Source organism: Marinobacter sp. NFXS9, from assembly GCF_040148665.1.
GTDB classification, from domain to species: Bacteria; Pseudomonadota; Gammaproteobacteria; order Pseudomonadales; family Oleiphilaceae; genus Marinobacter_A; species Marinobacter_A mangrovi.
This window is the reverse complement of sequence record NZ_JAGDDW010000007.1, coordinates 161227-181853: the sequence shown is the minus strand read 5'-3', so window position 1 is coordinate 181853 and position 20627 is coordinate 161227. Positions and strand designations below refer to the sequence as shown.

At 61.1% G+C, this 20627-nt stretch carries 16 protein-coding genes; 11 read left to right on the top strand and 5 right to left on the bottom strand.

Annotated features, from left to right (window positions below; genetic code table 11):
- Positions 1-35: 35 nt before the first annotated feature.
- Positions 36-1529 carry a chromosomal replication initiator protein DnaA gene (gene dnaA, locus J3364_RS12910; protein ID WP_349558740.1) on the bottom strand — a complete coding sequence of 498 codons (1494 nt, stop codon included), beginning with the start codon at positions 1527-1529 and terminating at the stop codon, positions 36-38.
- 878 nt (positions 1530-2407) lie between these two features.
- On the opposite strand from dnaA, the gene rpmH reads away from it, so the two are divergent.
- From rpmH to J3364_RS12875, 7 genes are all read left to right on the top strand, one after another.
- The gene (gene rpmH / locus J3364_RS12905) at positions 2408-2542 is read left to right on the top strand and encodes a 50S ribosomal protein L34 (protein ID WP_004579611.1); all 135 of its coding nucleotides are present in this window, start codon (positions 2408-2410) and stop codon (positions 2540-2542) included.
- 19 nt (positions 2543-2561) lie between these two features.
- Entirely contained in the window at positions 2562-2936 is a 375-nt protein-coding gene (rnpA, locus tag J3364_RS12900) for a ribonuclease P protein component (RefSeq protein WP_349558739.1), read from the top strand.
- A gap of 21 nt (positions 2937-2957) precedes the next feature.
- Positions 2958-3242: a membrane protein insertion efficiency factor YidD gene (gene yidD, locus J3364_RS12895; RefSeq protein WP_349558803.1), complete on the top strand. Its 285-nt coding sequence runs from the start codon at positions 2958-2960 to the stop codon at positions 3240-3242.
- Positions 3243-3245: 3 nt separating this feature from the next.
- Positions 3246-4955 (top strand): membrane protein insertase YidC, encoded by a 1710-nt coding sequence (yidC, locus tag J3364_RS12890; protein ID WP_349558738.1) that lies wholly within the window; start codon positions 3246-3248, stop codon positions 4953-4955.
- 97 nt (positions 4956-5052) lie between these two features.
- Positions 5053-6414, top strand: a complete 1362-nt coding sequence (mnmE, locus tag J3364_RS12885; protein ID WP_349558737.1) for a tRNA uridine-5-carboxymethylaminomethyl(34) synthesis GTPase MnmE — start codon at positions 5053-5055, stop codon at positions 6412-6414.
- Positions 6415-6609: 195 nt separating this feature from the next.
- A complete protein-coding gene (locus J3364_RS12880) occupies positions 6610-7371 on the top strand; it encodes a substrate-binding periplasmic protein (RefSeq protein ID WP_349558736.1) in 762 nt (253 codons plus the stop codon).
- A gap of 201 nt (positions 7372-7572) precedes the next feature.
- Positions 7573-8325 carry a substrate-binding periplasmic protein gene (locus tag J3364_RS12875; RefSeq protein WP_349558735.1) on the top strand — a complete coding sequence of 251 codons (753 nt, stop codon included), beginning with the start codon at positions 7573-7575 and terminating at the stop codon, positions 8323-8325.
- Positions 8326-8509: 184 nt separating this feature from the next.
- On the opposite strand, the gene J3364_RS12870 is transcribed toward J3364_RS12875, so the two are convergent.
- From J3364_RS12870 to J3364_RS12860, 3 genes are all read right to left on the bottom strand, one after another.
- A complete protein-coding gene (locus J3364_RS12870; protein WP_349558734.1) occupies positions 8510-9046 on the bottom strand; it encodes a hypothetical protein in 537 nt (178 codons plus the stop codon).
- A 4-nt stretch (positions 9047-9050) separates the two neighbouring features.
- Positions 9051-9695: a YajG family lipoprotein gene (locus J3364_RS12865; protein ID WP_349558733.1), complete on the bottom strand. Its 645-nt coding sequence runs from the start codon at positions 9693-9695 to the stop codon at positions 9051-9053.
- A gap of 313 nt (positions 9696-10008) precedes the next feature.
- Positions 10009-11829: an acyl-CoA dehydrogenase C-terminal domain-containing protein gene (locus J3364_RS12860; protein ID WP_349558732.1), complete on the bottom strand. Its 1821-nt coding sequence runs from the start codon at positions 11827-11829 to the stop codon at positions 10009-10011.
- 377 nt (positions 11830-12206) lie between these two features.
- Between J3364_RS12860 and J3364_RS12855 the strand changes: the two genes are divergently transcribed.
- The 3 genes from J3364_RS12855 to J3364_RS12845 are packed head-to-tail and all read left to right on the top strand — an operon-like array spanning position 12207 to position 17031.
- Positions 12207-12719, top strand: a complete 513-nt coding sequence (locus J3364_RS12855) for a DUF3833 domain-containing protein (RefSeq protein ID WP_349558731.1) — start codon at positions 12207-12209, stop codon at positions 12717-12719.
- 54 nt (positions 12720-12773) lie between these two features.
- Positions 12774-13871, top strand: coding sequence for an efflux RND transporter periplasmic adaptor subunit (locus J3364_RS12850; protein WP_349558730.1), 1098 nt, complete (start codon positions 12774-12776; stop codon positions 13869-13871).
- Positions 13872-13881: 10 nt separating this feature from the next.
- On the top strand, positions 13882-17031 hold the full coding sequence (locus tag J3364_RS12845; RefSeq protein ID WP_349558729.1) for an efflux RND transporter permease subunit: 3150 nt from the start codon (positions 13882-13884) through the stop codon (positions 17029-17031).
- 5 nt (positions 17032-17036) lie between these two features.
- On the opposite strand, the gene J3364_RS12840 is transcribed toward J3364_RS12845, so the two are convergent.
- Positions 17037-18293 (bottom strand): EAL domain-containing protein, encoded by a 1257-nt coding sequence (locus J3364_RS12840; RefSeq protein WP_349558728.1) that lies wholly within the window; start codon positions 18291-18293, stop codon positions 17037-17039.
- A gap of 443 nt (positions 18294-18736) precedes the next feature.
- On the opposite strand from J3364_RS12840, the gene J3364_RS12835 reads away from it, so the two are divergent.
- On the top strand, positions 18737-20617 hold the full coding sequence (locus tag J3364_RS12835; RefSeq protein WP_349558727.1) for an MFS transporter: 1881 nt from the start codon (positions 18737-18739) through the stop codon (positions 20615-20617).
- Positions 20618-20627 lie beyond the last annotated feature (10 nt).

Here is a 20627-nt window from a genome sequence, read left to right as displayed (position 1 = left end):
CTTGTCGGTTGAGAGTTATAGGATACGCAATGGGATCAGGTTGTCAGTAACCGCATGAAATTCTGGTAGTCTTCCCGGATATTGGCGTCCGATTCCTGCAATTCAACGATCTTCTTGCAGGCATGCAGTACCGTGGTGTGATCGCGCCCGCCAAAGGCATCGCCGATTTCCGGCAGGCTGTGGTTGGTCAGCTCCTTGGCCAGAGACATCGCCACCTGACGGGGACGGGTGACCGAGCGGGTGCGCCGCTTGGACAGGAGATCTGCCACCTTGATCTTGTAGTACTCTGCCACGGTGCGCTGAATATTGTCGATGCTGACCTGCTTCTCATGCAGTGCCAACAGGTCCTTCAGGCTTTCGCGGATAAACGGCGGGGTGATCTCCTGCCCGGTGAAGTGAGCATTCGCTATCACCAAACGCAACGCCCCTTCAAGCTCCCGCACGTTTGAGCGAATTTTCTGGGCGATAAAGAAGGCGGCTTCGCTGCTGAGGCGAACGTTCGCCTGTTCCGCCTTCTTCATCAGGATCGCCACCCGGGTTTCCAGCTCCGGCGGCTCGACCATCACCGTCAGGCCCCAGCCAAACCGCGACTTGAGCCGTTCCTCCATATCGGAAATTTCCTTGGGGAACCGGTCACAGGTGACGATGACCTGTTGCCCGCCTTCAAGCAGCGCGTTAAAGGTGTGGAAAAACTCCTCCTGCGAGCGCTCCTTGCGGGCAAAGAACTGGATATCGTCGATCAGCAGTGCATCCACCGACCGGTAGTAGCGCTTGAACTCATTGATGGCGTTCAGCTGAAGCGCCTTGACCATATCGGCCACAAACCGCTCGGAACGCAGGTAAGCCACCTTGGCCCGCGGGTTACGACGCACGATCTCGTTACCCACCGCATGCATCAAGTGGGTTTTACCCAGGCCCACGCCCCCATAGAGAAACAGCGGGTTGTAGGCACCACCGGGGTTCTCCGCCACCTGCATCGACGCCGCCCGCGCCAACTGGTTGGACTTACCCTCGACAAACGTCTCGAAGGTGAAGCTCTCGTTCAGGAAGCTCTGGTGCTTGATATCGCCTTCGACCTGCACCCGGCGACGTTCGGGGGCGGCCGGCGTCGGGGTTGGTGCCGCTGCCGGTCTTGCCCTGTGGCTGGCCGGCGACGACAGTGACGGACGATCCACTACGGTCGCCGCCACGCCTTTCTCTTCCTCACTGACCGGACCCGCATTCTCGTCGTGACCGTTAGCGGGAGGCGGAGGAGCAGCTCGCTTGACCGGTTCACTCTGTACCGGTGCAGACCCCACCTTCATATTAATGCGTGGCGCCTGACCGCCCTGCAGGTCCTTGAGCACCTCTTCGATCCGACGCAGGTACTTCTCATTGACCCAGTCCATCACGAACCGGTTCGGGGCGAACAGCAACAGCTGGTCCTCCCGGTGATCAGACTGCAGGGGACGAAGCCAGGTATTGAACTGTTGTGCGGGAAACTCGTCCCTCAGCACGTCAAGACACTGATGCCAGATACTCTGCGGCACGAAAGCCTGCCTCCAATGCGTATCCAATCCCTGATTCAAGGACGATAAAAAAACGGATCGCTTTCTTCTTATCGCGTCATCACGTTGCCGGACGGTACCCGGAGCATCTTGTTATGCACAAAACGATCCCGGACAACATCGCACGAGCGCGAGTTATCCAGAGGCAACAGCAATGGACGCGTATGGAAAGCCTGAATAGCCGCTCATTTTACGCGCTGAAGGCCACCAAAAAAAGACCTTCCAACCAGGCCATAAACACCCTGTGAATATCTTTTAATTTAAATATCAACAAACTAACAACTTACGCACTGGCTTGTGTACAGAAATTCCCTTAAAAAAAGTTTTCCACAAGAGTCTGTGGTTATCCCGTCAGCAACGCTGTGAGTAACCTGAGTCCGAATCCATGAATAACTCCATGCCGGAGAACAACCACCACTTATCCCCATTTCAACGACCGGTTTTCCCCAGAGCTCAGGGTGGGTTACACCCAGGCTTCTAAAGCTGACAATCGACTGATATAAAAGGATATTTATTGGTTTTCCACAGAAAAGCGGGTGACTAACAGTAACAGTAACTGTCTTAAATTCTTTTAAATAAGAAAAAGACTTTATGAAGTTATTGTTGGTGACTCCGGAGCGACCGGAATCCCCTCGCTCATCCGCACTCTCGAGACCCAGCTCCGTAAATCCCGCATCCTGGAACCATAACGATTGAATTCCCGGACTCATTTGTCTAAAATCCCGCTCCTATTTTGGCTGTTCATTTTTTGACAGGTTTCCAGGGATCGAACGATTCCCGGAACCGGTGCTGGCCACCGGTAATTGGCAGCCAGAACCCGGATTCCGTTTTACATACATCACCAGTGTGAGATCGACATCATGAAAAGAACGTTTCAACCCAGCGTCCTGAAGCGTAAGCGCGTTCACGGCTTCCGTGCCCGTATGGCCACTGCCAACGGCCGCAAGGTCATTGCCCGTCGTCGTGCGAAAGGTCGTGCCCGCCTGTCTGCCTGATTCAGACTGACAGGTACCGATGCCGGACCGGCGATTTACCAAGCAAGACCGTCTGCTCAAACCCCGTGATTACAGTGGGGTGTTCAGTCAGGTCACTGTCCGAGTGCCTCACCGGCATTTCCTGATCCTGGCGACGCCCAACACTCTCGGGCACGCCAGGATTGGTTTGATTTTTTCCAAGAAAAACCTGAAGCTGGCCGTCCAGCGCAACCGCATCAAGCGGCTGGTGCGCGAAACGTTTCGCCAGCAAACGGATATGCCCGCCATGGACATCGTGGTCCTCGGGCGGCAGGGATTGGCTGAACTCGACAACCCGGCCACTCATCGAATTCTCAATGAGCTGTGGCAGCGCTTGCGGCGCAAGGCCCAACGAGCGGATACTGCCTCCGGCTGACCAGGGGTACCGGATCTCATGATACGACAGCTCGTCCTCCTCCCGGTCCGGTTCTACCGGTATGCCATCAGTCCCCTTATGGCATCACACTGCCGCCACTACCCCACCTGCTCCGCTTACGCACTGGAAGCGATTGAAAGACATGGTATTCTGCGCGGCGGCTACCTGACGATTCGACGGCTCTTGCGCTGTCATCCGTGGACCGCGGGAGGATATGATCCGGTACCGTCGGTATGCGGCCACGATCACGGCCAGGACGAGCACCACACACATTGTTCTCACCAAACAAAACAGCCGACACATTAACCTATGGATATTCAACGCACGATCCTCTGGGTAGGCCTTGCCATTGTCAGTTACATGATGGTGCTCGCCTGGAACGAAGATTATCACCAGACGCCCACTGAGCCGGTGGCACAAAGCCAGCAGGCGACCGACGGGTCTACGCCCTCGCTGTCTTCGGATTCCGGGCAGCAGCAGGCCAGCAGCCAGGCGGCCGACAACGAGTTCGCCACCCCTGAAGACCAGGGCCAGACCCAGGTTGAAGGCTCCGCCGTCAAGGCAGCCGATAACGGCCAGAAGATCGATATCCGGACCGATGTCCTGGACCTGAGCATCAATCTCCAGGGCGGTAACATCACCCGTGCGTCCCTGCTCAAGTACAAGGAGTCGTTGGACAAGCCCAATCCCCTGGAGCTGCTGCAGAACAACGCGACCCGCACCTATGTGATGGAAAGCAGCCTGATTGGTCGCGACGGGATTGATTCCCCCAGCAACGGGGCGGTACCCACCTACTCGGCCGCGCAGACCCAATACACCCTGGCCGACGGGACGGACACCCTCACCGTCGACCTGACCTACAGCGGCGACAAAGGCGTCAAGATCACCAAGCGCTACACCCTGAAGCGCGACAGCTATGAGATCGACGTCCGGTACCTGGTCGACAACCAGTCCGATAAGCCCTGGCAGGCGAACTTTGCCGGCAAGATCGTGCGGGACAGCAGCCCGGATCCCACGGCTCAGAAGAGCGTTGGTATCCGCTCGTTCCTGGGTATGGTGCTGAGCTCTAACGAAGACCCTTACGAGAAGTACAGCCTGGACGATCTCAAGGAGACGCCCATCAGCCAGACCGCGGAAGGCGGCTGGGTCGCTTTCCTGCAGCATTACTTCCTCAGCGCCTGGATTCCGGATGCGGACACCAAGCACAAGTACCAGACCACTCAGCGTAACAACCTGAATGTGATGGGCTTTGTCAGCAGCGCCACAACGGTCGCTCCAGGCGAGCAGGCAAAAATCGGCGCACGCGCCTACGTCGGCCCCAAGATCATCGATCGCCTGGAAAACGTGGCCCCGAACCTGGACCGCACGGTCGACTTCGGCTGGCTGTTCTTCATCGCCACACCGCTGTTCGTCGTTCTGAACTGGTTCCACAGCATCTTCGGCAACTGGGGTATCGCGATCATCCTGCTGACCTGCACCGTCAAGGCGCTGTTCTTCAAGCTGTCTGCCACCAGCTACCGGTCCATGGCGCGCATGCGTGCGGTCGGTCCCCAGTTGCAGCGGCTCAAGGAAACCTACGGCGACGACCGGCAGCGCATGTCCCAGGAAATGATGGCGCTGTACAAACGCGAGAAAATCAATCCGTTGGGCGGCTGTCTGCCGATCCTGGTGCAGATGCCGGTGTTTATCTCGCTGTACTGGGTTCTGTTTGAAAGTGTGCAGCTGCGCCACGCGCCGTTCTTCCTGTGGATCCACGACCTGTCGGTGATGGACCCGTACTTCGTGCTGCCGATCCTGATGGGTATCAGCATGTTCGTACAGATGAGCCTCAACCCGACGCCGCCGGATCCGATGCAGGCCAAGGTGATGAAGGCGATGCCGTTCGTCTTTACCATCTTCTTCCTGTGGTTCCCGGCCGGTCTGGTCCTGTACTGGCTGGTGAACAACGTGCTGTCGATTACCCAGCAGTACTACATCACTCGCAAGATCCAGGCGGAAGGGATCGGCAACAAGTCCTGATCCTTCATGTCTGACTCGAGACAGGGCTCCGCACGGAGCCCTGTTTTCGTTTAGGATGCTGAAAACGGTTTCCCTGTCTCCAGCCGAAAGAGCACCGATGACTGTAAACGACACCATAGCTGCAATCGCCACCGCACCCGGCCGGGCCGGTGTGGGGATCATCCGGGTCTCCGGGCCGTTGGCCGGGACCATCGGCCGTCAATTGCTGGGCCTGGATCCAAAACCCCGCTATGCCCACTACGGACCCTTTCTCGGCGGTGACGGTCAGGTGATCGACGAAGGCATCGGCCTGTTTTTCCCTAACCCGCATTCGTTTACCGGTGAAGACGTGCTGGAACTGCAGGGGCATGGCGGCACCGTTATTCTCGATCTGCTGTTGCGGGAAGTCTGTGAGCGGGGCGCGCGTCTGGCCCGGCCGGGGGAATTCTCGGAACGGGCGTTCCTCAACGACAAGATGGACCTGACCCAGGCTGAGGCCATCGCCGACTTGATCGAAAGCAGCTCGGAGCAGGCGGCGCGCTGCGCCATGCGCTCGCTGCAGGGGGCGTTTTCCCAGCGGATCGACAGCCTGGTCGAAGCCCTCACCCACCTGCGGATCTATGTGGAAGCCGCGATCGACTTCCCCGAGGAGGAGATCGATTTCCTGGCCGACGGCAAGGTGGCTGGCGACCTGCAGTCCATCATGGATGATCTCGACCGCATCCTGGTCGAGGCCCAGCAGGGCACGATCCTGCGGGATGGTATGCGGGTGGTGATTGCCGGGCGCCCCAATGCCGGCAAATCCAGCCTGCTGAATACCCTCGCCGGCCGTGAAGCCGCCATCGTCACGGCCATCGAAGGCACCACGCGGGATGTCCTGCGCGAACATATCCACATCGACGGGATGCCGTTGCACGTTGTCGATACGGCGGGGTTGCGGGACAGCCCCGACGAAGTGGAGAAAATCGGCATCGCCCGCGCCTGGGAGGAGATCGAGCAGGCCGACCGTATCCTGTTGATGGTGGACGCGACCACCACCGATGCTGTGGATCCGGAGGCCATTTGGCCCGACTTTATCCACAGGTTACCCACCGGCGCACCCCTGACCGTGATTCGCAACAAGGTAGACCTGTCCGGGGAAGCGGCGGGCCTGAATGAAAATGGCCCGGTTCCGGTGGTCCGTATCGCCGCCAAGTCCGGTGACGGCATCGAGGCCCTGCGCGATCACCTGAAAGCCTGCATGGGCTACGCCACCACCACCGAGGGCGGTTTCCTGGCCCGGCGCCGTCATCTGGTGGCGCTGCAGCAGGCCCAGGCGTCCCTGCAGCAGGGCCAGGCCCAACTGGAAGGCTATGGTGCCGGCGAGCTGTTGGCCGAGGATTTGCGCCAGGCCCAGGATGCGCTCGGCGAAATCACCGGCGCCATGACCCCGGACGATCTGCTGGGCAAGATTTTCAGCAGCTTCTGCATCGGCAAGTGACCCCTAATCCGGTGCCCTCAAATGGCTCGGGTGGCACCAGGATTGCCCATAAATTCAGTATGTTACCTTGTGTAACCGGCCCTGTGTCCGGAAAAAGCCTGTGGCCGGGCGGGGTTACGTCGATCCACTGAAAGTGGCTTGGTCTGTGCAATGCATTGGCATTTGTGAATGTGATGCACCCTGGAGAACCACGTCATGGGCAAGATACTCGCTTTCTGCTCGTTACTGCTTTCCGTGATCCTGCCAATGGCCGGCCTGCAGGCCGCCGACAAGGACCCGGTCAAGCTGTACCTCTACACTGAAAATTTCCCGCCCTACAACATGAGCGGGTCCGGACGGGCCTTCGAGCACGATCGGGACCATATCGACGGCCTGTGTACCGAAATGGTCAAGGCGATCATGGCGCACACCGACCTGGATTACCGCATGAAGCTGAGAACCTGGGACTACGGCTACAAGCGGGTGCTCGACCACAAGAATCACGGCCTGTTCTGCACCACCCTCACCGATGATCGCAAACCGCTGTTCAAGTGGGTCGGACCGCTGACCAACAACCTGTGGACCATTTTCACCGCGGCCAATTCGAAGCTGAAGATCAACAGTCTGGACGACATTCGCGGTCTGACCATTGGCGGCTACCGCAACGACGTCAAAACCGTCTACCTGGAAAAGCACGGCTTCAAAGTGTCGCAGCTGGACAGCGACGACCTGAATCCCAAGCGCCTGGAGCTGGGGCAGATCGATGTCTGGATCGGAGATCGTCTGGCAGGTCCGTACGTGGCCTCCCAGCAGGATGTGGAGGGGCTCATTCCGGCCTATTCCTTCAACAAGACGGAACTCTACCTGGCGATGAATCCGGACACCTCCGATGCCGTCGTCCAGAAATTGCAGGACGGCCTGAAAGCCATCCACGAGAACGGCATGTACCAGGCCATCGAAGACAAGTACGGGCTGTAGCGACGGCACGGCCTGCTGGTTCATTCGTGAAACGGAATTCACTTATTGATTCATCGGGTTATTTTCTGTTTGCTTTACAAAAACGAACAGCGTAACCAACGAAGAGCAACCCCAGAGTAAGGTAGACTTTCCGCCGATTTATAATCCGGACGGACCGGGAGCGGTTCGCCAAAAAAACACAATCGACGGAGAGGTTCCCTGATGCGCAACGTGCTCGCCCTGTGCCTGTTCGCCCTGACTCTGGCGTCCTCCGCCGGCGTCCAGGCGGCAGATCCCGACAAGCTGTATTTCTACACCGAGAACTTCCCTCCCTATAACATGAGCGCCTCGGGTCGTGCGTTCGAGCATAAGCGTGAGGACATCGACGGTATCTGTGCCGAAATGGTCAAGGCCCTGATGGCCCAGACTGATCTGAAATACCGTATGAAGCTGCGGAACTGGGACTATGGCTATAACCGCGTTCTGGAGAAGAAGAACCACGGTATTTTCTGCACCACCTACACCGAGGATCGTGCGCCGCTGTTCAAGTGGGTCGGACCGCTCACCCATAACTTGTGGACGATCTTTGCCCGCGCCGACAGCAACATCAAGATGGACAGCCTGGAAGATGCCAAAGGCAAAACCATTGGCGGCTACCGGGGTGACGTCATGACCGAGTATCTGCTCAAGCGTGGTTACACCGTGTCCCAACTGGACAGCGACGACCTGAACCCGAAACGCCTCGAGCTGGGCCAGATCGACCTGTGGATTGCCGACCGCCTGGCCGGCCCCTACTTCGCATCCCAGCAGGATGTGGAAGGTCTGAAGCCGGTGTACTCCTTCAATAAGACCGACCTGTATCTGGCGATCAACAAATCCACGCCGGACGCGATCGTCGAAAAGATGAAGGAAGGGCTGAAGAAGATTCACGAGAACGGCATGTACGAGGCCATCGAGGACAAGTACGGCCTCTGATCAGCCGGCTCTATAGTTGATAAAGGCACCCGGGGCGATTCGGGTGCCTTTTTTTGTGTGTGAATTGAGGTGTAGGTTACGGCACGCAACCGGTCGATTGGCCCTGTGGATAACCCTATGAAAGCCTTTTTAGGGGCGGGTTTGCTTCAATTTTCCACAAGCTGCGCCAGGCGTAGCGACTGACTTATTGCGTCAGTTCATTAACCCGAGCGGGACTGCCGACGTAGAGGCTGGTGGAGAGGCGATCCCGAGGGCCGCCTTTGCGGACAATGCTGTGGATAGAAATGACCGCTGGCGTCCCGTCGCGGGTGTAGCGCACCAGGTGACCGGCGGCGTCTTCGTTACGGGTACGTGCCTGCTCCTGGCGCTGCCAGCTTTCTCCCAGGCACTGGCTCACCGCGCGATCGGCTTTCTCCCAGCGGGCGTCGGCTACGTCGACGTTGGGCGCGTTGGCCGTACACACATAGGCGGCATCGGCCTGGTTCCAGGCCCAGATTTCGCAATGACCTTCGATGAGCTCCCGCTTGGCGGCATAGATCGTGAGCAGGTTGAATTGATTGGCTTTGCCACGAAAATCCGAGAAGCCGCTGGGGTAATCCGCCACCACCGCTTTCAGATCGGTGCAGGGATCGTTGCTGCCCAGGGTCAGGGACTGGCTGGAACAGCCGGCCAGGGTGCCGGCAGCCAGCATTGAAAGAACGCCATTACGCAGGTTGATCATCGGTTCACTCGCTGTGACTGATATCTTGGTTGAGGACTTCCGCCACCGCAACGGCATAGTCCCGGGCGGCCTGCTGCAGGGAGCCCGGGTTGACGGTATTGGAGTAGAGTTCCCAGACCGCTTTACCGCTCTGTACGTCGAACAGCGTGGTCTTGAGTACATAAACCTTGCGATCCTGATAGTAGCCCGGCGCCACCGTGGTATCCATGTAGGTCTGGGCATGGGCGCCGACGCCCACCACCATCGGTTTCTGGATCACTTGGGTGGGCACGTAGTTCTTTTCTTCGTCCTTGCGGACCAACGTGGTCACCAGGATACCGTCGGCCCCCGCCCGGGACGCCAGGTCCGTCACGGTGGCCGTCAACTTATCCACATCCCCCCAGGGCAGGTCATCGTCGGCCAGGCGAGAGACCTGAAACCCCCGATCGATCAATTTTTCCGCCAGGGTGCGCTCGATGGTGACCCGGTAGTCCTGGTTGGCCGTGACGGCCAGGGTGATGAGGTCCTCGTACCGACCCTCGGGATGAGCTTCGGTTTTTTTCTGGATAACGGATGTGGTGGATGGAGGCGGAGAGGATGCACAGCCGATCAGGGCAACGGTTGCCCAGAGAGTTACTAACGCGGCTGCAACAGAGCGGAGTCTGGTCATGGTCTGTATCCCTACATGCACGGTAACGGACCGGCCAAACCGATCCTGTGATTTGCCTTGTGCCGGCCTGCCGGGTCACTGCCCATCCCTCTCGGCACTGTATGAGGGGCTGGTACGGCAAAGCCCTCGTCAATATCGCTACAGGATCATTATGGCGGTTCGCCGATGTTCATCGTGACCACCGGTCACATTTTCGAGCATAGCAGGGAAGGACGGGGTGCGCGCGTGGGGGGACTCTTGGCTTCTCACTACCGATTCCACAACGAAAAATCCCGGCCGGAGCCGGGATCAAAAGGCCTGAAGAGCCGATAAATCAGTCGGTAAACGCCATGTGCTCGGCATCCAGCTGCATCAGGTTGCGGGTGGGCGAGAGCATGCTGGTGGCATGGGCCTGCGCGCGCGGCAGCAGACGGTCGTAGTAGAACTCCGCGGTGGCCAGCTTGGCCTCGTAGAAGGCCTCGGACTCCTCGCCGCCGTTCTCCAGCTTGTCCGCCGCAACCACCGCCATGCGGGCCCACATGTAGGCCATGGTGACGTAGCCGCTGAACATCAGGAAGTCGTGGGCCGCGGCGCTGATCATGTCCCGGTCCTTGCGGGCGTTGAGCATCAGACGCACCGTCAGCACGTTCCACTGGGCGGCCAGCTTCAGCAGTTCCCAGGCGTAGGGGCGCAGCTTCTTGTTGGTGACGTGCTTGCGCGCGAAGTTGGAAATGCGCAGCGTGAATTCGCGCACGGCGCCGCCCTGGGTCATCAGCATCACCTTGCGGCCCAGCAGGTCCAGGGCCTGGATGCCGGTGGTGCCCTCGTACAGCGTGGCAATCTTGGTGTCGCGCACGATCTGCTCCATGCCGTGCTCGCGAATGTAACCGTGGCCACCGAAGACCTGCACGCCCAGGTTGGCCGCCTCGTAGCCCATCTCCGTCAGGAAGCCCTTGAGGATCGGGGTCAGGAAGCCGAGCTTGTCGTCGTAGGTCTCGGCCTTTTTCTCGTCCCCTTCCAGGTGACCCTCGACCATATGGTCGGCCAGGCGCGCCGAGTAATAGAGCATGGCGCGGCCTCCCTCGGCGATGGCCTTCTGGGTGAGCAGCATGCGACGCACGTCGGCGTGGTGGATCAGACTGTCCGCCACCTGGTCCGGTTCCTTCTTGCCGGACAGGGCTCGCATGGAGCGCCGCTCTTTGGCGTACTCAAGCGCCCATTGATAGGACAGCTCGGCCGGACCGACGCCCTGGATGGCGGTGCCGATGCGGGCGGTGTTCATGAAGGTGAACATGCAGTTCAGGCCTTCGTTTTCCGGGCCGATCAGGAAACCTTTGGCCTCGTCGAAGTTCATCACGCAGGTGGCCGACGCCTTGATCCCCATCTTCTTCTCGAGACTGCCGCAGGTGACGCCGTTGCGCTCACCCACACCGCCGTTGGCGTCCGGCAGGAACTTGGGCACGATGAACAGGGAAATGCCCCGGGTACCTTTCGGCGCGTCCGGCAGGCGGGCCAGGACCACATGGACGATGTTTTCGGTCAGGTCGTGGTCGCCGGAGGAAATGAAGATCTTGGTGCCGGTGACCTTGTAGGAGCCGTCGGCCTGGGGTTCGGCTTTGGTCTTCACCTGGCCCAGGTCGGTACCGCACTGGGGCTCGGTGAGGCACATGGTGCCACCCCAGCGGCCCTCGGTGAGGGGAACCAGGTAGGTTTCTTTCTGCTCGTCGCTGCCGTGCAGTTGGATGGTGTTCATCGCGCCCAGGGACAGCCCCGGGTACATGCTGAACGGCCAGTTGGCGGTGCCCATCATTTCCTGCTTGAGCAGACCCATGGAGGCGGGCAGGCCCTGGCCACCCAGTTCTTCCGGCGCGGACAGACCCTGCCAGCCGCCCATCATGTACTGCTGGTAGGCTTCCTTATAGCCTCTGGGCGTGGTGACGTCGCCGTCCTCCAGCTTGCAGCCTTCCTCGTCGCCGCTCTGGTAAAGCGGGCTCAACACTTCCTCACAGAATTTGCCGCACTCGGACAGGATGGCGTCGACGATATCCGGCGTGGCGTTCTCACCCGCCTTCAGGGACGCGTAGTGCTTCGGGTAGTCGAACACGTCGTTGAGCAGAAACTTCATGTCGCGCAGGGGCGCCTTGTACGTCGGCATAGCATCACCTCTGGAATCGGTACAGCTTGAAAGCTCGGCGCGGTCAGGATGACCGGCAGTTGCTGCACGTTGTACGACAATCGCCAGGGGCTGCCATTGACGAAAAGCGCCTGGGGGTCTGTCGGATTAGCCAATTGGCTGAAATGACGGAAGGGCGTCAGGAGCCGCCGCCTCCGGGTCATGCGGGCCAAGGCGGCCAATCGTTGACCTCAATCTCTTGGCCTTGAATGACAATTTCTGCGCGTTGGTCCGTCTGTGGCGACGGGGCGTATGAGCCTGGTAACCCGTTTTAACCGACAACAGGTAGGAAGATCATACAAAGTAGGTGGAAGTTGCGTTCCCGCAGTAGCCTCCCGGGTCTGATCGGCGTAATTTTGATGGGAGCCATCCTGGCCGGTTGCGCCGGTCCGTCCCTGACCGATTACAGCGATCGCACGCCGACCCTGGAGCCGCGCACGTTCTTTGATGGAAGCCTGTCGGCTCGCGGCATCGTCAAGGATTTCGGCGGCGAAGTGATCCGCACATTCGATGCGGACATCCAGGCCAGCTGGAACGGGCAGGGCGTGGGCACGCTGGATGAAACCTTCCGGTTTGATGACGGCGAAATCCAGACCCGCACCTGGACGTTGACGCCGGTGGAGGGTGGCTATCGAGCGACCGCCGGCGATGTGGTGGAGCCGGGGCTGATGCAGTGGCAGGGCAACGCGATTCACATGAACTATGTGCTGCGGGTGCCCTATGACGATGACACCATCGACGTGCGCCTGGACGACTGGATGTACGCGGTGACGGACGACACCGTCATCAACCAGACGCGGATGAGCAAGTGGGGCGTCAAAGTGGGGGAACTGGTCCTGGTGATTCGCCGCGAGCCGGCAAGCCGCCAGTAGCCGAAGATTTCGACAACGCGGGGCACCGACCCCGATCAGGGCATGGAGAGAACCATGGGGAAGCAGGTGGCGATTGCCCTGCTGGTGCTGATTCTGGCCGGTGGGGCGACCGGCGGTTTCATGTGGATGCAGCAACAGAAGGCGGCAACCGCGATGGACCAGGCCCGGCCGGCCAGTAAGGTCAACGTGGTCCATCCGCGCATGGCGGAAGTGCAGGACGTGGTGGAGGCGGTGGGCACGCTCCAGGCCCGGGAGGACATCATGATCACCGCCGAGGTCAGTGGCCGCATCGTAGAGCTGAACTTCGACCCTGGCAAGCCGGTCCGCAAGGGGCAGTTGCTGGTGCAGCTGGACGATCGTCAGGCCCGGGCCGATTTGCAGGTGGCTCAGGCCCAGCTGCTGGACGCCCGCACCAAGTTCAACCGGGCGTCGCGGTTGCAGTCCAACAATAGCATCTCCCAGTCCCAGGTGGATGAGCTGCGCACCGCCCTGAGCGTGGCCGAAGCCCAGAAGGCGGCGGCGGAAGTGCGGCTGGAGAATCACCGCATCGAAGCGCCGTTTGCCGGCGTGGTCGGCCTGCGCAACATCAGCGTGGGTGCCTACCTGGAAGCCGGTGACAGCATCGCGACCCTGGATGCGGTGGATCCGATGGAACTCGCGTTCTCCATCCCTGAGCGCTATCTGGGCCAGATCAGTCTGGGCCAGCCGCTCCATTCCAGCACCGCGGCCTATCAGGGCAAATCCTTCGACGGTCGCCTGGCGGAGTTGGATTCCCGCCTCAATCCGCTGAGTCGCGCACTGCCGGTCAAGGCGCTGATCAGCAACCCCGACGGCCTGCTACGGCCGGGCCTGTTCATGGCGGTGTCGCTGACGCTGGACACCCGGCGCGCGCTGGTGATTCCCGAGCAGGCAATCATGACCCGCGGCGATACCCAGTATGTGTTTGTGGCGGTGGACGGCACGGCGCGACGCCAGATCCTCAAACTGGGCACCCGATCGCCGGGCCGGGTCGAGGTCATCAGCGGTCTGGCCGAGGACGACGCCGTGGTGATTACCGGCCAGGACCGCCTCAGCAGCGGTGATGCCCTGGACGTGCTGGAAGGCGGCGCCAACCTGATCGGCGGCGATTGGCCCGATCGACGGGAAGGGTGAGTAGCCATCCATGATCCTGTCCGACGTCTCCATCAAACGACCGGTTTTCGCAACGGTCATCAGCCTGCTGATCCTGGTTTTCGGACTGGCGGCGTTGCGGGGGCTTCCGGTGCGCGAGTATCCGGACATCGACCCGCCCGAAGTCTCCATTTCCACCGACTACACCGGCGCCGCCGCGGAAGTGGTCGATACCCAGATCACCCAGGTGATCGAGGGCGCCATCAGCGGCGTTGAAGGGATCCGTTCGATCGAGTCCAGTACCGAGCAGGGGGAATCCCGCACCTCGATCGAATTCACCACTTCCCGGGACGTCGATGTGGCCGCCAACGATGTGCGCGACGCCGTGGCGCGGGTGGTGGACGACCTGCCGGATGAGGCGGAATCGCCGGTCATCCGCAAGGCCGATTCCGATGCCCGGCCGATGATGTGGGTGACCCTGCAGAGCGACGAATGGGATTCTGCCCAGCTCACGGATTTTGCCGAGCGGGTGCTGGTGGATCGGCTGTCGGTACTCGATGGCGTGGCGGATGTGCGCATTGGCGGCGAACGGCGCTACGCCATCCGTGTCTGGCTGGACCGGGAGAAGCTGGCTTCGCGCAACATCACCGTGGCCGAAGTGGAGGCGGCCCTGCGGGCGAATAATGTGGAGCTGCCGGCCGGCTCGATCGAATCCTACACCCGGGATTTCACCGTGCGGGCCGAAGGCCGGTTATCCACGGTGGAGGAATTCCGCAACATGGTGATCCGCCGGGACGGCAACGACCTGCTGCGCCTGGGTGAGGTGGCCAACGTAGTGATGGGCGTGGAATCGGACACCAGCCGCCTGCGGGCCAACGGGCGCACCGCGATCGGCATGGGCATCATCCGCCAATCCAAGGCCAATACTGTGGCGGTGTCCGATCGGGTCCGGGCGGAGATGGAGAAGATCCGCGAAACCCTGCCGCCGGAAGTCAGTATCCGCCAGAGCTACGACGAATCCATCTTCATCCGCGCCTCCATCAAGGAGGTGATGTTCACCCTGGGCATTGCCATTGCGCTGGTGATCCTGGTGATCTTCCTGTTCCTGCGCTCCTGGCGTGCCACGCTGATTCCGGCCGTGACCATCCCGGTCGCCGTGATCGGTGCCTTTATCGGGCTGGGGATCATGGGCTTTTCCATTAACGTCCTGACGCTTCTGGCGATCATCCTGGCGATCGGCCTGGTGGTGGACGATGCCATCGTCATGCTGGAGAACATCCAGCGCCGCATTGATCTCGGGGAACCGCCCCTGCTGGCAGCGTATTTTGGCGCCCGGCAAGTGGCCTTTGCAGTCATCGCCACGACGCTGACGTTGGTGGCGGTGTTTATCCCTATCTCTTTCATGGGCGGCAACATCGGTCGTCTGTTCAGTGAATTCGGCTTTACCCTCGCCAGCGCGGTGATTGTTTCCAGCATCGTTGCGCTCACCCTGACGCCGATGCTGTGCTCCAAGTGGCTCAAGCACAGCCCGGTCAGTGCCGAGGGGCATCGTCTCTGGGCGGCGTCGGAGAAGGTATTCGGGGGATTGAACCGGGGCTACGAACGGCTGCTGCGCTTTTCGCTGCGCCAACCCGGCCTGCTGCTGGGATTGGGCTTGGCGGGTATCCTGCTGTCGGCGGTAATCTTTCCCAGCCTGCCGCAGGAACTGGCACCGACGGAGGACCGGGGCGTCATCATCATGCCCACCAAGGCGCCACGGGGGTCAACGGTGGAATACACCGATCAGCAGGTGAAGCAGATTGAACAGCGCCTGCTGCCCTACATCGACGAAGGCGCGGCGGACCGGCTGCTGTCCATCACCGGCTTTCGCGATGAAGCGGACAATGCCTTCCTGATCATGGGCCTGACGCCCTGGGATCAGCGAGACATCAAACAGCAGGCCCTGACGGCTGAAATCGGACCCAAGCTGAAAGAGGTACCCGGTGTGCGATCCGTGGCGGTGAATCCGCCCGGTCTGGGTCAGCGGGGCTTCAATCAGCCGATCGAGTTCGTCATCGGCGGGCCGGACTACGACACGGTGCAGCGCTGGAGCGAGGAAATCCTGGAACGCGCCAAGGAGAATCCCAACCTGCAGAACCTGGAAACGGATTTCGAGCTGACCCGACCGGAGCTGCGGGTGACGCTGGACCGGGAGCGGGCGGCGGATCTGGATGTGACCGTGCAGGACGTGGGCTCCACCTTGCAGACCATGCTGGCCTCGCGGCAGGTGACCACCTACCTGGATCGCGGCCGGGAATACGATGTGATCCTGCAGGCCGCCGACGCGGACCGGGCCACGCCCACCGATTTGAGCAACATCTTCCTTCGGCCCCGGGCCGGCGGTAACCTCATCCCGCTCGGCGCGCTGGTGAACCTGCAGGAGATCGGTGCCAATCCCGACCTGCGACGCATCGACCGGTTGCCGGCGGTCGTGATCAGCGGCTCCCTGGCGCCGGGGTATGACCTGGGCTCGGCGCTGAACTACATGCGTCAGCTGGCTGTGGATAATCTGCCACCGGAAGCCCGCATCAGCTACAAAGGGCTGAGCCGGGAATTTGTGGACTCGTCCAACGCCATCTACGTTACCTTCATCCTGGCGTTCATCATTGTGTTCCTGGTGCTGGCGGCCCAGTTCGAGAGCTGGATCCATCCGATGATCATCATGCTGTCGGTGCCCCTGGCCGTAACCGGTGCACTGATCGCGCTGGCCCTGTCGGGGATCAGCCTGAACATCTACAGTCAGATCGGGATCATCATGCTTCTGGGGTTGATGGCGAAAAATGGCATCCTGATCGTCGAATTTGCCAACCAGTTACGGGATGAAGGCTACAGCGTCCATGACGCCATTGTGGAAGGCGCAATCCTGCGCTTCCGCCCGGTGCTGATGACGACCATTTCCACGATTTTCGGCGCGGTTCCCCTGGTGATTGCGACCGGAGCCGGGGCCGAGAGCCGGGCGGCCATCGGTGTGGTGGTGCTGGGCGGCCTGATCTTCGCCACCACGTTGACGCTGTTCATCATCCCGGTGCTTTACAGCCTGATCGCCCGCTTCGCCAAGTCCGCCAACACGGTGGACCGGGAGCTGCAGCGGGAGATCCGCCGGCAGGGGCGTTCCGGTGCCGTGGCCGGTGGTGCCCAGGCGCCGCGACAGGATGACGCCTGAGACCGCTACAGGCTGTCGGGAAAGTCGAGCTGTCCGTCGAACAGGGCGTCCGGGTGCAAGTCGACGCAGAACACTTGGGTGTTGCCCCCACGGGTGATGCAGGCCGACAGGGTGACGGTGCGTACCGCGTCGGGCAGGGCGACATAGGGGCGGCAGACGTTGATCCGGTGCGGCCGTTCCAGGGCCTGGCGGAAATAGTCCCGGTGCGACCAGCGGGCCCCGCTGGACTGGTAGAGCGGGTTGAAATAGACGTCCCGGCGCACGTGGTTCTTGCTGGCCAGTCCGCCCTGCTGGATCCCCGCCTGGTCCAGCAGGAAGCAGCGCTGCACGCCGTCCCGGGTCAGAAGTTTTCCGCAGGCGGTCTCCAGGTCATGGCCGTCGGTCAGTCCATGGCAGGCGTCCAGCAGTGACTCCCGCAATTGACGCAGATAATCGCCGTGCTGGTCGCTGTTACGCTGGCTGTGTTGGCGATAGCTCGCCAGGTGGCGGCCAAAGTCCAGTTCCGGTACGTTTCTCGGCTTGCCCAGCACATCCGGGCGACCGAACAGGAAGCCCTGCAACAGATCGGCCTCGGTGGCCAGGGCGATCCGCGCCTGGGCAGGCGTTTCGATGCCCTCGATCAACACCAGGCTGCCGCTTTCCCGAATCATACTGACCAGACCGTTGAGAAGTTGGCGCGCCCGGGGGTGGGCCTCGGCATTGACCAGCAAGCTGCGGTCGATCTTGATGATCAGCGGCTCCAGTTGCCAGACCCGCTCGAAATTGGAGTCGCCGACGCCGAAGTCGTCGATGGCGATCTGGAATCCCTGCTCTCGGGCCAGGTGGATAAAGTCCAGCAAGCGGGCCTGATCGTCGGTGGCCGTCTCCACCACTTCCAGTACCACCTGCTCGGGGTGAAGGCCCTGGCTTTGACAGGCGCGGTCGAGATGGGCCAGCGCCTGGGCAGGCTGGATGCAGGTGGTGGGCGTGATGTTCAGGAACAGCCAGGTGGATGGCGCATGGCGGGCGAACTGCCGCATGTGCAGGGATTGCAGCTGGCGGTCGAGGGAGGCCAGGGCGTCGGCCTTTTCGGCCAGCTTGAACACCTCAGGGGGTGACACCGGCTGTTCGTCGTAGCGACCGCGCATCAGCGCCTCATAGCCCACTAACCGCTGGTGCGTCGGGCTGAAGATGGGCTGGAACGCCGAGCTGAACTCGATGTCCGCAAGCCGATGGGGGCGGCGTCCACGACGGGCTCTGTTGAAAGATGCGATGTGCGGCATGGGGCCTCTTGTCTGGGCTGAATGGTGTCGTGCTGGGGCACGACCGCCCGGCCGGACACGGACCGGCAGTGGCACTCCATCGCGTTGATAACGGGTCGCTCGCAACCGTCCCTGGTGGGGTGTCGTCTTCCCCATAGAGGCGAGCCACCGGTAATTAATCCGAAATGGAATGAATGCGAATCCTGTGCCATTTCGTTAATAAACTGACGCATGCCTCATCATTTGAGCGTCAAATAAGGATCGATCTCCCGGAACCTGTGCAACTGGACAGAAATTTTGGGCAGAGATGGTGCGATTGCCCTGAATTGGGGCGTTTTGATGAAAGCCGTATCGTCGTATCTTGCGCAGGATCGGGGCTTGGCGCAGACTTTTCCGCTGATCGACAAAGCGGACTTTCCCGGCTGGCGAAAGAGAACGATAACAAACTAAGGACGGATTCGACGATGGCAGACCAGAGCCAGTTCCGGTTACTGGGACAGCGGCGTTATTTGCCGTTTTTCCTGGTGCAGTTCCTGGGGGCGCTCAACGACAACTTCTTCAAGAATGCCCTGCTGTTCATGATCACCTACGGGCTGGCGCGGGGGCTGCTGGGCCTGCCGACCGATGTGGCGGTCAATCTTGCCGCCCTGTTGTTTATCCTGCCCTTCGTCCTGTTTTCCGGCATCGCCGGCGAAATCGCGGACAAGTACGACAAGGCGCTGGTGATTCGCTGGGTCAAGCTGGCGGAGATCGGCATCATGCTGGTGGCGGCCGTCGGCCTCTGGCTGGGCTGGTACGCGCTGATGCTGGGGCTGCTGTTCCTGATGGGCGCGCAGTCCACCTTCTTCGGTCCTGTCAAGTACGCCATCCTGCCGCAGGTGCTGGCAGACGACGAGCTGGTCGGCGGCAACGCACTGGTGGAGATGGGCACGTTCGTGGCCATTCTGTTGGGCATGCTGGCGGCCGGAGTCGTGATGGGGCTGGGCGCCGCCGAACATTGGGTGGCGCTGGGTGTCCTGGTGATGTCGGTGCTCGGCTATCTGGCGGCCCGGAAAGTACCGTCGGCACCGTCGGCGGTGCCGGGGATGACCCTCAGACTGCAGCCGCTGCGCCAGACCTGGGCGCTGATCCGCATCGCCCGGGAAAACCACGCGGTGTTCCAGAGCGTGCTGGCCATTTCCTGGTTCTGGTTCCTGGGGGCCGCCTACCTGACCCAGTTCCCCAATTTCGCCAAAGTGGTCCTGCTGGGGGACGAGTCCGTGGTCACCCTGTTGCTGGCGGTGTTCATCGTCGGGATCGCCCTGGGCTCGATGCTCTGCGAAAAACTGTCCGGCCATCGGGTGGAGCTGGGCATCGTGCCGATCGGTTCACTCGGCCTGAGCCTGTTCGGCGTGGATCTCTATTTCAGCGTGCCGGCGGCGCCGGTCCAGTCGGACTGGTGGGTCCTCCTGACCCATCACGAAGGCCTGCGGGTGCTGGTCGACCTGCTCGGTGTGGGCCTGTTTGGCGGCTTCTTCATTGTGCCGCTGTACGCGTTCGTGCAGCAGGAGGCGGAGCCGGGCAAACGGGCCCGGGTAATCGCCGCCCTGAACGTCATCAATGCGCTGTTCATGGTGGTAAGTGCGCTGGTCGGGGCGTTGATGCTGGGCCCGCTGGGCCTGTCGATTCCCGAATTCCTGCTGGTCCTGTCGATCGCCAATCTGGTGGTGGCGGGGTACGTCTACAGCCAGGTGCCGGAGTTTGCCCTGCGTTTCATCATCTGGTGCCTGTCCCACACGATTTACCGGGTTCGCCATGAGGGGCTGGAGCATATTCCGGAAGAAGGACCGGCCATCCTCGTCTGTAATCACGTGTCCTACATGGACGCGCTGGTGATTGCCGGGGCGGTCAAGCGTCCGGTGCGTTTCGTGATGGATGACCGGATTTTCAACCTGCCGCTGATCGGCGGGTTTTTCCGATTGGTTCAGACAATTCCGATCGCCCCGCGCAGCAAGAAGCCGGAGGTGTATCACGCGGCCATGGACAAGGTGGCCGAGGAGCTGGCGGCGGGTCATCTGGTGTGCATCTTCCCGGAAGGCAAGCTGACCACCGATGGCGAGATTGACCAGTTCCGCCAGGGCATCGAGACGCTGGTGGAACGCTCGCCCGTCCCGGTGGTGCCCATGGCGTTGCAGGGCCTCTGGGGTAGCGTATTCAGCCACAAGGGCGGCGCGGCCGGAACGCACCCGCCCAAACGCTTCTGGTCCCGGATCGGACTGGTGGCTGGCCCCATCTGGTCGCCGGAGCAGGTGAGCGCCGAAGGATTGGAAGCGACCGTCCGTGACCTGCGGGGCCGCCAGGCGTGACCGGTTGCGG

What these genes read in the sequence shown, in the direction of transcription:
- J3364_RS12875 (WP_349558735.1), top strand. Translation starts at nt 7,573, where the DNA reads ATGCGCAACGTGCTCGCCCTGTGCCTGTTCGCCCTGACTCTGGCGTCC.
- rnpA (WP_349558739.1), top strand. Translation starts at nt 2,562, where the DNA reads ATGCCGGACCGGCGATTTACCAAGCAAGACCGTCTGCTCAAACCCCGT.
- J3364_RS12850 (WP_349558730.1), top strand. Translation starts at nt 12,774, where the DNA reads ATGGGGAAGCAGGTGGCGATTGCCCTGCTGGTGCTGATTCTGGCCGGT.
- J3364_RS12840 (WP_349558728.1), bottom strand. Translation starts at nt 18,293, where the DNA reads ATGCCGCACATCGCATCTTTCAACAGAGCCCGTCGTGGACGCCGCCCC.
- J3364_RS12855 (WP_349558731.1), top strand. Translation starts at nt 12,207, where the DNA reads ATGGGAGCCATCCTGGCCGGTTGCGCCGGTCCGTCCCTGACCGATTAC.
- J3364_RS12880 (WP_349558736.1), top strand. Translation starts at nt 6,610, where the DNA reads ATGGGCAAGATACTCGCTTTCTGCTCGTTACTGCTTTCCGTGATCCTG.
- J3364_RS12865 (WP_349558733.1), bottom strand. Translation starts at nt 9,695, where the DNA reads ATGACCAGACTCCGCTCTGTTGCAGCCGCGTTAGTAACTCTCTGGGCA.
- J3364_RS12860 (WP_349558732.1), bottom strand. Translation starts at nt 11,829, where the DNA reads ATGCCGACGTACAAGGCGCCCCTGCGCGACATGAAGTTTCTGCTCAAC.
- J3364_RS12835 (WP_349558727.1), top strand. Translation starts at nt 18,737, where the DNA reads ATGGCAGACCAGAGCCAGTTCCGGTTACTGGGACAGCGGCGTTATTTG.
- J3364_RS12845 (WP_349558729.1), top strand. Translation starts at nt 13,882, where the DNA reads ATGATCCTGTCCGACGTCTCCATCAAACGACCGGTTTTCGCAACGGTC.
- J3364_RS12870 (WP_349558734.1), bottom strand. Translation starts at nt 9,046, where the DNA reads ATGATCAACCTGCGTAATGGCGTTCTTTCAATGCTGGCTGCCGGCACC.
- yidC (WP_349558738.1), top strand. Translation starts at nt 3,246, where the DNA reads ATGGATATTCAACGCACGATCCTCTGGGTAGGCCTTGCCATTGTCAGT.
- mnmE (WP_349558737.1), top strand. Translation starts at nt 5,053, where the DNA reads ATGACTGTAAACGACACCATAGCTGCAATCGCCACCGCACCCGGCCGG.
- rpmH (WP_004579611.1), top strand. Translation starts at nt 2,408, where the DNA reads ATGAAAAGAACGTTTCAACCCAGCGTCCTGAAGCGTAAGCGCGTTCAC.